This is a genomic window from Pleomorphomonas koreensis DSM 23070 (assembly GCF_000425185.1).
In the GTDB taxonomy this organism is placed as follows: Bacteria; Pseudomonadota; Alphaproteobacteria; order Rhizobiales; family Pleomorphomonadaceae; genus Pleomorphomonas; species Pleomorphomonas koreensis.
Genome location: NZ_AULH01000005.1, coordinates 174292 through 186745, shown reverse-complemented (window position 1 = coordinate 186745; position 12454 = coordinate 174292). Strand labels below are relative to the sequence as shown.

Annotated in this window: 11 protein-coding genes; 5 read left to right on the top strand and 6 right to left on the bottom strand. The window is 69.0% G+C overall.

Annotated features, from left to right (window positions below):
- Positions 1–16 precede the first annotated feature (16 nt).
- Positions 17–151, top strand: coding sequence for a hypothetical protein (locus H512_RS27740; protein ID WP_281170314.1), 135 nt, complete (start codon positions 17–19; stop codon positions 149–151).
- 68 nt (positions 152–219) lie between these two features.
- Here H512_RS27740 and hcp read toward each other — a convergent pair whose 3' ends face one another.
- The 4 genes from hcp to H512_RS0102585 all read right to left on the bottom strand — a co-directional run bounded on the left by hcp (position 220) and on the right by H512_RS0102585 (position 5508).
- A complete protein-coding gene (gene hcp / locus H512_RS0102600; RefSeq protein WP_026782198.1) occupies positions 220–1806 on the bottom strand; it encodes a hydroxylamine reductase in 1587 nt (528 codons plus the stop codon).
- Between the two features lie 127 nt (positions 1807–1933).
- Positions 1934–3250, bottom strand: coding sequence for an ABC transporter substrate-binding protein (locus H512_RS0102595; RefSeq protein WP_026782197.1), 1317 nt, complete (start codon positions 3248–3250; stop codon positions 1934–1936).
- Positions 3251–3373: 123 nt separating this feature from the next.
- Positions 3374–4120 (bottom strand): ethanolamine ammonia-lyase subunit EutC, encoded by a 747-nt coding sequence (eutC, locus tag H512_RS0102590; RefSeq protein WP_026782196.1) that lies wholly within the window; start codon positions 4118–4120, stop codon positions 3374–3376.
- Complete coding sequence (locus tag H512_RS0102585; protein ID WP_026782195.1) at positions 4117–5508, bottom strand: ethanolamine ammonia-lyase subunit EutB; 1392 nt, start codon at positions 5506–5508, stop codon at positions 4117–4119. Before H512_RS0102585 ends, eutC begins: the two co-directional genes overlap by 4 nt.
- A 252-nt stretch (positions 5509–5760) precedes the next feature.
- Here H512_RS0102585 and H512_RS0102580 point away from each other — a divergent pair, with 252 nt between their 5' ends.
- From H512_RS0102580 to H512_RS0102565, 4 genes are read left to right on the top strand one after another with little or no spacing between them, the layout of a single operon-like run.
- The gene (locus H512_RS0102580; RefSeq protein WP_026782194.1) at positions 5761–6501 is read left to right on the top strand and encodes an ABC transporter ATP-binding protein; all 741 of its coding nucleotides are present in this window, start codon (positions 5761–5763) and stop codon (positions 6499–6501) included.
- Positions 6502–6525: 24 nt separating this feature from the next.
- Positions 6526–7272 (top strand): ABC transporter permease subunit, encoded by a 747-nt coding sequence (locus H512_RS0102575; protein ID WP_026782193.1) that lies wholly within the window; start codon positions 6526–6528, stop codon positions 7270–7272.
- A 9-nt stretch (positions 7273–7281) separates the two neighbouring features.
- Positions 7282–9156: a GldG family protein gene (locus tag H512_RS0102570; protein ID WP_026782192.1), complete on the top strand. Its 1875-nt coding sequence runs from the start codon at positions 7282–7284 to the stop codon at positions 9154–9156.
- Between the two features lie 22 nt (positions 9157–9178).
- Complete coding sequence (locus tag H512_RS0102565) at positions 9179–10189, top strand: DUF4340 domain-containing protein (protein WP_026782191.1); 1011 nt, start codon at positions 9179–9181, stop codon at positions 10187–10189.
- A gap of 68 nt (positions 10190–10257) precedes the next feature.
- Here H512_RS0102565 and H512_RS0102560 read toward each other — a convergent pair whose 3' ends face one another.
- Both H512_RS0102560 and H512_RS0102555 read right to left on the bottom strand, forming a co-directional pair.
- Positions 10258–11571, bottom strand: coding sequence for an ATP-binding protein (locus tag H512_RS0102560; protein ID WP_053239510.1), 1314 nt, complete (start codon positions 11569–11571; stop codon positions 10258–10260).
- On the bottom strand, positions 11568–12281 hold the full coding sequence (locus tag H512_RS0102555) for a response regulator (protein ID WP_026782189.1): 714 nt from the start codon (positions 12279–12281) through the stop codon (positions 11568–11570). The genes H512_RS0102560 and H512_RS0102555 overlap by 4 nt, the downstream gene beginning before the upstream one ends.
- Between the last annotated feature and the right edge of the window lie 173 nt (positions 12282–12454).

Sequence of the window (12454 nt, the reverse complement as noted above, 5' to 3'; positions counted from 1 at the left end):
CAACAGGGAGGCGGCCGTGATTGTCACCATGGTCAAGGAAGTAGGGCGGGCCTGCATTGGTCCATCCGCCGGATTCTGCCTGCGGATCGCCGTCGCCGCGGCGTTCCTGACGGTGCTGTTCTGTCTTCAGAGGATCGCCATCGGAGCGTGACGCGCCAAGCGGCTCTTCGGAGAACCCGCCGGCCGGGCATCGCTGCCCGGCCGGTCTTTTTCGTTGGCTCAGGCGGCGTTGGCCATCGCCTTGAGGTCGCTTTCCACCTCGCCCACCGGCTTCAGGCCGAAGGTGTCGACCAGCACCTTCAGCACGGCCGGCGTCAGGAAGGCGGGCAGACGCGGCCCGATGCGGATGTTCTTGACGTTGAGGTGCAGCAGCGCCAGCAGCACGCACACCGCCTTCTGCTCGAACCAGCTGAGCACGATCGACAGCGGCAGGTCGTTGACCGTGCAGCCGAAGGCGTCGGCGAGCGCCAGCGCCACCTTGACGGCCGAGAAGCTGTCGTTGCACTGGCCCATGTCGAGGAGGCGCGGCAGGCCGGCGACGGTGCCGTAGTCGTGGCCGAGCAGCCGGTACTTGCCGCAGCCGAGCGTCAGGATCACCCAGTCGTTCGGAATGGTCGTGCCGAGGTCGGTGTAGTAGGAGCGCTCGCCCTCCGAACCGTCGCAGCCGCCGATGACGGCGAAGTGCTTGATCTCGCCGGCCTTGACCGCGCCGACGATCTTGTCGGCGGCGCCGAGGACGGCGTCGTGGCCGAAGCCGACCAGATGCTCGCCGGTCTTGACGCTGTCGGTGAAGCCGGGGGCGGCGAGAGCCGCCTCGATGACCGGCGTGAAGTCGCGGTCGTCGATGTGGGCGATGCCCGGCCAGGCCACGAGATTGCGGGTGAACAGGCGGCCCTCATAGTCGTCGGCGGGCTGCATCAGGCAGTTGGTGGTCATCAGGATGGCGCCGGGGAAGTTCGGGAACTCCCGCTGCTGCAGCATCCATGCGCCGCCGAAGTGGCCGGCCAGGTGCTTGAACTTCTTGAGTTCCGGATAGCCGTGGGCCGGCAGCATCTCGCCGTGGGTGTAGATGTTGATGCCCTTGCCCTCGGTCTGCTCCAAGAGCGCCTTGAGGTCGACCATGTCGTGGCCGGAAATGAGGATCGCCTTGCCGGGCACGTGGCCCATCAGCACCGGCGTCGGCGTCGGCTTGCCGAAGGTGTCGCCGTGGGCGGCATCGAGCAGCGCCAGCACGTTGACGGTGACTTCGCCGCACTTGAGGTTGAGGGCGAGCAGTTCGTCGACCGACGATACGCCGGCGTCGAGCTTGGCCAGCGCCTCGACCGTGAAGGCGTCGACCACCGGATCGGCGCGGTTCATCTGGCGGGCGTGGTGGGCATAGGCGGCCATGCCCTTGAGGCCGTAGAGCAGCAGTTCCTGCAGGCCGGTGACGTCGTCGCCGAGGGTGGCCTTGCGGGCGTCAATCATCGATGAGCGCGACCAGGCGAGCAGCGTGTCCTCGGGCGCCTCGACCGCCACGCCGGCGGCATTGGCGCCGGCCGCGGCGACCACTTCGCGGATCTGCTCCAGGATGGAGGCGGTGTCGAAGTTGACGTTGGTGACCGTGACGAACAGCGCGTCTTCGAGCATGGGCGCCAGGCTGGCCGGCCGCTCGGCGGCGGGGACGGCGGCATAGCGGCTGGCGAGGCGCTTGGCCGCATGGAGCAGCACGTCCTGCAGGTCGGAGGTCTCCGGCGACTTGCCGCAGACGCCGCGCGTCACGCAGCCGGTACCGCGGGCCGTCTGTTCACACTGGTAGCAAAACATCTGTCCGTCTCCATCCTCGGGGGCTTGAGAGCCCTTCTTGCCGGGGTGACCGGCGGGATGGGGGGAGACTAGGAAAAAGCCCCGTCGCGGACGTTGTGCGGCGACAAATTGCTGACCGGTCAGTACTCTACCGTATGTAGCCGGCCCGCTTCATCTCCCGGAGCGTCAGGTCGTTGGCGGCGGACAGCGCTTCCGTCGTGCCCATCTGCCCGACCACGGCGGCGGCGAAGATCTGGCCGACGGCATTGCCGATGCGCTGGAACTCCGGGATCGCCACGAACTGGCTGCCCGTGTAGGGCACCGGCTTGACGGTCGGCTGGTCGGGGTTGGCGGTGTTGATGGCGTTGAGCGTGTAGCCGGAGAACGGCGCCGCCGAGCGGTAGGAGGGATTGTTGTAGAGCGAGGTGCGCGTGCCGGGCGGCGCATAGGCCCAGCCCTCGTGGGCGGCCACCAGTTCGGCATAGTCACGGTCGGTCGCCCAGGCGATGAAGCGCTGCGCCGCGTCGGCCTTGGTGGTGCCGGCGGGGATGGCCAGATTCCAGGTCCACAGCCAGTTGCCGTGGTTGCCGAGGCCGCCGTGGGTGGGGAAGGGCGCGTAGCCGACACGGCCGACCACGCTGGAGGTCTTGGGATCGTTCAGCGTTGAGGCGGCGACAGTGGAATCGATCCATATGGCGCAGCCGCCCGTCCGGAACAGATCGAGATTGTCGGCATAGCCGCGGAAGGCGGCGCCCGGCGGCGAGGCCTCCTGCATCAGCTCGACGTAGAAGTCGAGCGTCTGCCGCCACTCGGGGGAGCGGAATTCCGGCCGCCAGTCGGGGTCGAACCAGCGGGCGCCGAAGGAATTGCCGGCGGCGGTGAGGAACGCCATGTTCTCGCCCCAGCCGGCCTTGCCGCGCAGGCAGATGCCGTAGCGGCCGGCGGCCTTGTCGGTGAGCTTCAGCGCCGCCTCGCGCACGAAGCTCCAGGTCGGCGATGGCGGCATTTCGAGGCCGGCGGCGCGGAACAGGTCGGTGCGGTACATCAGCATGGCACTCTCGCCGTAGAAGGGCGAGGCGTAGAGCTTGCCGTCGTAGGACACCGCCTTGCGGATGGCCGGCAGCAGGTCGTCCACGTCATACTTGGCGCCGAGGGCGGTGAGCGGCGTCAGCCAGCCCTGTCTCGCCCAGATCGGCACCTCGTAATTGCCGATGGTCATGATGTCGAACTGGCCGCCGCGCGTCTCGATGTCGGTCGCCACCTTCTGGCGCAGCACGCTCTCCTCCAGCATCACCCAATTGATGTGAATGCCGGGATTGACCGCCATGAAGTCGTCGGTCAGTTCGCGCATGCGGATCATGTCGGCATTGTCGACGGCGGCGATGGTCAGCATCTCCCCGGCCGTCGCCGCGCCGGCGCCGCCGATCCATAGCCCGATCGCCACCAGAACTCCGCTCAGGCGCATCCTCGTCACCTCCACCGATTCGGCTGCGCTGCCTCACGCGAGACGGCGATGCTAGGACAACGATGGTTAGGAGAGTATTGGCGAAGGGTCGTGCCGGCGGCGGATTGTTCAAATAAATCCGGTTCAAACGATGGGGAGTGCCGTTGCCCCGCCCGCGTCCTCCTTGAGATCGACACCGGTGAGGCCGAGGCGCAGCGCCGCGCGGATCAGCCAGACGATCCGGTCGGCGGCTGCTTCGTGAGGAAGGCCGTCGGCGTGGATGTTGGAGACGCAGTTGCGCTCGCTGTCGCGCCGGCCGACGCTGGGATCGAAGGTGACGTAGGCGCCGAGGCTGTCGGGCACGGACAGACCCGGCCGCTCGCCGATCAGCACCACCACGAGGCGGGCGCCGAGCGCTTCGCCGGCTTCGTCGCCAAAGGCGACGCGCGCCTGTTCGCCCAGCACGACGGGCGCCACGGCGAGATCGCCGAGCCGGCGCAGGCAGGCGGCGAGCACGCTCTCGCCATGCGCCTCGACGGCGGCGGCCGAGAGGCCGTCGGCGACGACGAAGGCGACGTCGTAGGCGCCCTTCGAGACGTCGGCCAGCATCATGGGATCGACGCGGCGGCCGAGGTCGGGCCGGGCGAGATAGGTCGGGCGGTCGGCGGCGCGCGATTTCAGGCGGATCACTGGCCGGTCGGCGCCGATGCGCTCCGCCATGGCGGCGAAATCGACATGGCCGTGCACGGCGTCGCGGGCGCGGGCGTGCGCCAGCTGGAAATCGAGCACGGCGCGGATCGGCAGCGAATCGCCTGTTCGCCCGAGGCCGATGCGGGCGCGGGTGACGGCGCGGAAGCGGGCGAACGGATCGAGGTCGACGGGGGTGCTCATGCCGAGGCCCGGTAGTCGATCAGCCGGCGGGCGACGGAGCTGCCCTGCGGGGCGAGGCGGCCGTCGCCGTCGAGAAGGTCCATGCGGCGCAGCCAGGCCTCGAACTCCGGCGCCGGCGGCCGGCCGAACGAATGCCGGAGGCTGACGATGTCGTGGTAGCTGAGCGACTGGTAGTTCAGCATGACGTCGTCGGCGCCGGGCACGGCGATCAGGAAGTTGACGCCGGCCGAGGCGAGCAGGAACATCAGGTTGTCCATGTCGTCCTGGTCGGCCTCGGCGTGGTTGGTGTAGCAGACGTCGACGCCCATCGGCACGCCCAGGAGCTTGCCGCAGAAATGGTCTTCGAGGCCGGCGCGGATGATCTGCTTGGCGTCGTAGAGATATTCCGGGCCGATGAAGCCGACCACGGTGTTGACGATCAGCGGCTTCAGGTGGCGGGCGACGGCATAGGCGCGCGCCTCGACGGTCTGCTCGTCGACGCCGTGGTGGGCGTCGGCCGACAGCGCTGAGCCCTGGCCGGTTTCGAGATACATGACGTTGTCGCCGACCGTGCCGCGATTGAGGCTCAGTCCCGCCGCGCGGCCTTCGTCCAGCAGGGCGAGGTCGACGCCGAAGCCGCGGTTGGCGGCTTCCGTGCCGGCCACCGACTGGAACACCAGGTCGAGCGGCGCGCCGGCCTCCACCGCCTTGATCGAGGTGGTGACGTGGGTCAGCACGCAGGACTGCATGGGGATGTCGAAGCGCTGCCGCAGCCGGTCGAACAGCTCCATCAGCCGCATGCAGGCGTCGAGGTTGTCGCCGGCCGGGTTGATGCCGATCACCGCGTCGCCGATGCCGTAGGTGAGGCCGTCGAGCGTCGAGCCGGCGACGCCCTCGGGGTCGTCGGTCGGGTGGTTGGGCTGGAGGCGGCTCGACAGGCGCCCCGGCAGGCCGATGGTCGTCCGGAAGGCGGTGACGACGGCCGTCTTGGCCGCCGCGACGATCAGGTCGTGGTTGCGCATGATCTTGGAGACGGCGGCGGCCATCTCCGGCGTCAGGCCGGGGGCGAGGGCGGAAAGCGCCTCGGTGGTGCAGTCGTAGGACAGCAGCCAGTCACGGAACTGGCCGACCGTCATGTGGGCGACCGGTGCGAAGGCGGCGGCGTCGTGGCCGTCGAGGATCAGGCGGGTGACCTCGTCTGTCTCGTAGGGGATCAGCGGCTCGTCGAGGAAGGCGCGGAGCGGGATGTCGGCCAGCACGTAGCGGGCGGCGACGCGCCGCTCGTTGGTGTCGGCGGCGATGCCGGCCAGCCGGTCGCCGGATTTCTCCGGCGAAGCGGCGGCCATCACGGCCTTGAGGTCGTCGAAAACGTGGCGCTGGCGGCCGAGCAGGATGGACCGGACGGACATGCCGCCACTCTACCATCGCCTAGGGAATGGCCAAGGCGTTTTGTTGGGCAGGCGGTGCCCGCCCGCCAGTCATATACGGGGCTTTGCGGATCGGTCGGGCGTCTATTCATGAACAATCTGTAAGGTCTGTTCTTGAACACGATTTTGCCAAGAATCCGATATCCCTGCTTGCCCGCCCGTGGTAGCTGCGACCGGCTGGTCCGGCGCTGCCGGAGGCCACGGGTGGACGATCCGATCGCTGGAGGAAAAGGCATGCAACTCGTAGAGGCCACCGGTTTGGTCAAGACGTTTTCGAGACTGCGCGCCGTCGACGGCGTCAGCCTCTCGGTGAGCCGTGGCGAGGTGGTGGGCTTTCTCGGGCCCAACGGCGCCGGCAAGTCGACGACGATGAAGATGCTGACCGGCTTCCTGGAGCCAGACGCCGGCACCGCCTCGATCGCCGGCCATGACGTGTTCGCCGACCCGATCGCCGCCCGCCGCCGCCTCGGCTACCTGCCCGAGGGCGCGCCGGCCTATGGCGACATGACGGTGGCCGACTTCCTCGCCTTCATCGGCCGCATGCGCGGCCTGTCCGGCACCCTGCTCAACGACCGCCTCGCCGAGATGGTCGAGCGCGTCAACCTGACCGGCGTCTGGAACCGGCAGATCGACGCTCTCTCCAAGGGCTTCAAGCGCCGCGTCGGCATCGCCCAGGCGCTGATCCACGACCCGGAGGTGCTGATCCTCGACGAGCCGACCGACGGCCTCGACCCCAACCAGAAGCACGACATGCGCGAATTGATCGCCTCGATCGCGCCGGGCAAGGCGATCGTCATCTCGACGCACATCCTCGAAGAGGTGGAGGCGATCTGCAGCCGCGTCGTCATCATCGCCGAGGGCAGGGTGGTGGCCGACGCGACGCCGGCGGCGCTGCTCGACGCCGCCATCGTCGATGGCATCCGGCCGAGCCTCGAAACCGTCTTCCGCTCCATCACCGGCAGCAAGGCCGCCTGAGCCGCCTCCTTCGGAGACAACGAGATGAAAACCTCCCTCCGCACCATCGCTCTGGTGTTCGGCCGCGAGTTCCGCGCCTATTTCGCGACGCCGCTCGCCGCCGTGTTCCTTCTGGTGTTCCTCGCCCTTTCGGCCGGCCTCGCCTTCTTCGCCGGCGGCTTCTTCGAGCGCGGACAGGCCGACCTCGGCCCGTTCTTCGCCTGGCACCCCTGGCTGTTCCTGATCCTGATGCCGGCCATCGGCATGCGCCTCTGGGCCGAGGAGCGCCGCTCCGGCGTCATCGAGCTGTTGATGACGCTGCCGGTGCGCGTCCACGAGGTGGTGATCGGCAAGTTCCTGGCTGCCTGGGCCTTCACGGCGGTGGCGCTGGTGCTCACCATGGGCTTCTGGCTGGTGACGCTCTACCTCGGCTCGCCCGACAACGGCATCGTCGCGGCGAGCTACCTCGGCTCCTTCCTGATGGCCGGCGCCTTCCTGGCCATTGCCGCCTGCATCTCGGCGATGACCAAGAACCAGGTGATCGCCTTCATCCTGTCGGCCATCGTTTCCTTCCTCTTGGTGATGTCGGGCACCGATCTGGTGCTGGCGGCCTTGCGCGGCTGGGCGCCGGCGGCGGTGGTCGACCTGGTGCAGTCGCTGTCCTTCATCACCAACTTCGACCGGCTGACGCGCGGCGTCCTCGAGGCGCCGGCCGTCATCCTGTTCCTGTCGACCATCGTGCTGGCGCTCTGGATCAACGTCCAGGTCGTCGATGCCAAGAAAGCCGCCTGAGGTTTCGTGATGTCGAAGTTCAACCGGATCCCGAAGTCCCGTCTCGTCGCCGTCGGCGCCGTCCTGGCGGTCATCCTTTACCTTGCCGTCAATTCGCTGTCGGGGACGCTGTTCCGATCGAGCCGGCTCGATCTCACCGAAGGCGGCCTCTATTCGCTGTCGAGCGGCACCGAGGCGCTGCTCGGCAAGCTCGACGAGCCGATCCACATGCGCCTCTTCATGTCGGGCAGCCTGCATCAGGCGGCACCGGCGCTCGCCGCCTATGCCGCCCGCGTCCGCGCCATGCTCGACACCTACGAGAGTCTCGCACACGGCGAGATCACCCTCGAAGTGATCGATCCCAAGCCCTATTCGGAGGAGGAGGACCGCGCCGTCGGCCTCGGCATCAACCGCATCAGCCTCGACGGCACCTCCGACCCGATCTACTTCGGCCTCGCCGCCACCAACTCGACCAACGGCTCGGCCAACATTCCGGTGTTCACGCCCGACCGCGAGGCCTTCCTGGAATACGACCTGACGCGCCTCGTCGCCGAACTCGGCCAGCCGAAGAAGCCGGTGGTGGCGCTGCTCGACGGCCTCGGCATGGCCGGCAACCCGATGACCGGCCAGCCGCCGGCCCAGATCCTCAACATGCTGAAGGAGACCTACAGCGTCGAGACCGTCGCCGGCGACGTCGACAAGCTGCCCGACGGCACCCGCGTCGTCGTGGTGGTGCAGCCGCAGAAGCTGTCCGACCGCACGCTCTACACGCTCGACCAGTGGGTGCTGGGCGGCGGCGCCACGCTGGTGTTCGCCGATCCCTTCGCCGAGACCGAAGCCGGGCCGCAGCCCGGCGTGCCGGCCGAGAACAACGCCACCGACTTCCAGAAGATGTTCGACGCCTGGGGCGTCGGCTTCGACGTCAAGAAGGCGGTGGGCGATCCCGACTGGGCGATCCGCACCGTCCGCAACATCGGTGGCCGGCAGGCGGAGGTGGCCAACTATCCCTGGTTCGCCATCCATGACGACGGCTTCGACCGGGGTGATGCCGTCACCTCCAAGCTCAACGCCGTGGTGATGACCACCGCCGGCGCCTTCACCGCCACCGGCAAGGACACCACGCTGAAGCCGCTGATGTACGCCTCCGCCGACGCCGGCCTGCTGCCGGCCGGCGAGGCCGCCAACCCCTACGGCGATCCGCGCGCCCTGCTCGCCAAGATCGAGAAGGCCGGCGGCCGGCCGGTGGTGGCCGCCCGGCTCGAAGGCAAGCTCAGGACCGCCTTCCCGAACGGCAAGCCGGACGGCGCGACGGCGGACGGCACGCCGCTCAAGGAGAGCGCCGGCGCCCCCAACGTCATCCTGGTCGGCGACGCCGACATGCTGTCCGACCGCAACTGGTTGCAGAAGCAGACCGTGCTTGGCCGCGAAGTGGCGCAGGCCTTCGCCAACAACGGCGACTTCCTGCTCAACGCCGTCGAGCAGATGTCGGGCGGCGTGGCGCTGGCCGATCTGCGCAGCCGCACCGTCTCCTGGCGGCCGTTCACCCGCATCGACGCGCTGGAGCGCGCCGCCGAGGAGCGTTTCCTCGCCAAGCAGCAGGAGCTGACGCAGCGCATCGCCGACACCGAGAAGAAGCTGAAGGACGCCTCCGCCACCGGCGAGGCCAAGGACGGCGAGCTGGTGTCGGCCGATGCGGCCAAGACGATCGAGAGCTTCAAGTCCGATCTTCTGTCCGCCCGCGCCGAACTGCGCGAGGTGCAGTACAACCTCCGCGCCGACGTCGCCACGCTGAAGAACCGCATCATGATCCTGATCATCGGCATCGTGCCGGCGGCGGTGGCGCTGATTGCCCTCGCCTTCGCCCTGCGCCGGCCCAAGCGGCCGCTGCCGGTCCGCAAAGCCTGAGTCCAGCGAGGAGGAAGAATCCATGACGCCGAAATCGCTCATCGGCCTTGCCGTCGTCACCGCCGCCGCCGTGGCGGCCGCCGTGCTGGTCGCCGGCGGCAGCGCCGCCGACAGCGCCGTCGCCGATCGCGGCCGGGTGCTGCTGCCCGACCTGGTCCAGAAGGCCGACTCGGTCGACAGCCTCGCCGTCACCGTCGGCAAGGACACCACCACGCTCACCCGCGACGGCGATCGCTTCGTCGACGCCTCGGGCTATCCGGCGCGCATCGACAGCGTGCGCAAGCTGGTGGCCTCGCTGACCACCCTGACCATCGACGAGGACAAGACCAACAAGCCCGACCGCTACGCCGACCTCGGCCTCGCCGATCCCGGCGCGGCGGCGGGGGCGGCCACCAGGGTGGCGCTCGTCGACAAGGCGGGCAAGCCGGTGGTCGCCGCCCTCTACGCCGGCACCAAGGACTACACGGTCGGCGGCAGTCGCGGCGGCCAGTATGTCCGCCTCGACGGCAACCCCCAGTCCTATCTGGTGCGCGGCTCGCTCGACCTGCCGACCGTCCGCGCCGACTGGTTCGACGCCCGCATCACCGACATCAAGCCGGCGACGCTCGCCAAGGTGACGCTGACCGACGCCAGCGGCGCCACGGTCGACTTCGTCCGCACCGGCGACAAGCTGCTGCCGGCGGCGCTGCCGGACGGCAAGGCGCCCGACGAGGGCAAGGCCAACCGCGTCACCGCCTTCCTGCAAGGCTTCGACTTCACCGACGTGCGCAAGGAGACGCCGGCCTCGATCGGCAACACGACGCGCCTGCGCTATGAGACCACCGACGGCCTGACGGTGACCGCCACGGCGGTGCCGGCGACGGACGACGCCGGCAAGGGCTGGATCCGCATCGTCGCCGAGGCGACCGACCCCAAGGCGGCCGACGCGGCCAAGGCGATCAACGACAAGGCGGCCGGCTACGAGTTCAAGGTCAACACCATCCACACCGAGATGTTCGGCTGGACGGTGGCGAGCCTCGGCAAGGACGGCTGAGCGAGATCGCTTCGGACGAAATGTGCGGCCGGCGGGGAAACTCGCCGGCCGTGTCCGTTTCAGGGAAATCAGCCCTCGATCTCCAGCGTCGCCTTGAGGCCGTGCGGCGCGTTGTCGGCGAGCGCGATGCGGCCGCCGTGCGCCTCGGCGACGTCGCGGGCGATGGTGAGGCCGAGCCCGAAGCCGGAGTTGGGCAGCGTGCCGCGGGCGCTGTCGCCGCGCACGAACGGTTCCAGGAGGTGCTCGCGCTCGACGGCCGCAATGCCGGGACCGTTGTCAGAGACGGTGATCGCCAGCTTGCGGTTCGGCAGCTCCGTCAGCGACACCACCACCTCGTCGCCGTAGCGCACGGCGTTCTCGACGAGATTGGTCACCGCCCGGAGGATGTCGCGATGGCGGACGCGGGCGGCCAGCCGGCTCGGCCCCGCGTAGGTCACGGAGTGGCCGAGGTCGGCGAACTGGTCGGCGATGGTCTGGAGGAGGCTCGGCAGGTCGGTCTGGTCGAATGGCTCGGGGCTGTCGGTGCCGGAGAGATGAACCAGCGCCACCTGGGCCAGCGCCGCCATGTGGTCGAGGTCGGCCAGCATCGGCTCGCGGATCGTCTCGTCCTCGATGAACTCGGCACGCAACCGCAGCCGGGTGATCGGCGTCCTGAGGTCGTGGCTGACAGCGGCCAGCATGGCGGTCTTCTCGGCCATCAGCTTGCCGATGCGGGCGCGCATGCGATTGAAGGCGGAGATGGCCGAGCGCAGCTCGCGCGGGCCGATCTCCGGCACCGATACCTCCGAGCGCATGTCCCGCAGGCGCTCGACGGCCGCCTCGAAGCGGCGGAGCGGACCGATGATCACCACCATCGCCCAGCTGACCAGCACCACGGTGGTGATCAGCAGGAAGCCGAGCATGGTGGTGCCGGGACCGAAGAAATGCGGCGCCCCCGCTTCCGGCAGATCGAGCCGGTAGCAGGCGTCGTCGGTGAGCACCAGGTAGAGCGGCCCGACCACCTCGTCGCCGGGGCTCGGCGGGCTGTCGAACTCCTTGTAGGCGGTGGCGGCGCCGCCGAGGCGGGCGGCAAGCGGCCCGTAGCGCACCTTGTCGGCGGCGGACGGCAGCGGCCCGGTGCAGGCGGCGAGTGACGGCAGCGTGCCTTGCAGCAGCGCCGCGAGCCGCGGCCGCTCCGTCGGGTCGGCGGCGGCGAGCAGATGGGCGGCGGCGGCGATCTCGCCGACGGTCTCGGCCGGCGAGGCGGAGAAGGCGGAGCGCGGGTTGGACAGGAGGAAATAGGCCGTCAGCACGCCGTGCATGGCGACGATCGACAGCACCAGCAGGACGATGACCTGGCCGGCGACGGAATCGAACACCAGGCGCAGGATCCTGCCGATCATGAGGCCGTCACCTCGGGCGTGAACAGGTAGCCTTCCGAACGGATGGTGCGGATGAACTCGGACTTCTCGTCGTCGGTGGAGAGCTTGCGCCGGAGGCGGCTGACCAGGATATCCACCGACCGCTCGAAGGGTGCGGCCAGCCGCCCCTGTGTCAGTTCGAGGAGCTGGTCGCGGCTGAGCGTGATGCCGGCCCGCTCGGCGAAGGCGACCAAGAGGTCGAACTCGGCGCCGGTCAGCGTCGCCCTGGCGCCGGAGGGCGTCGTCAGGCTGCGCTCGCGGGTGTCGATCATCCAGCCGGCGAAGGAGAGGCGGCGCGCCTCCGAGCGCGGTGCCTTGGCGGCCGGCAGGCTGCTGCGCCGGAGAATGGCGCGGATGCGGGCGAGCAGCTCGCGGGCGCTGAAGGGCTTGGCGACATAGTCGTCGGCGCCGATCTCCAGGCCGACCACCCGGTCGATCTCCTCGCCGCGCGCCGACAGGATGATGATCGGCATGGCGGAGGTGTTGCGCAGGCGCCGGCAGATGCTGAGCCCGTCCTCGCCGGGCAGCATGATGTCGAGCAGCACGATGTCGACGCGCGAGGTCGACAGGATGCGATCCATCTCGCGGCCGTCGCGGGCCACCGACACGCGGCAGTCGTTGGCCTTCAGGTAGCGCGACACCAGCGTATTGATGTCGTTATCGTCTTCGACGAGCAGGATGTGGTTCTGCATGAACAAAGGCCATTCGCATTCAACGGCCGAGCATTAGCATTCGGGCCGCTGTTCACGACAGTTATTTTGTATCCCGATGTTTCCTTCTCCGTGCCTCGAAACGCCCGGTTACCGCGACGGCCGGATGGTTACCACTCGTTAACGAACGGGGCGCTTGGCTCACGGAAGTAAAC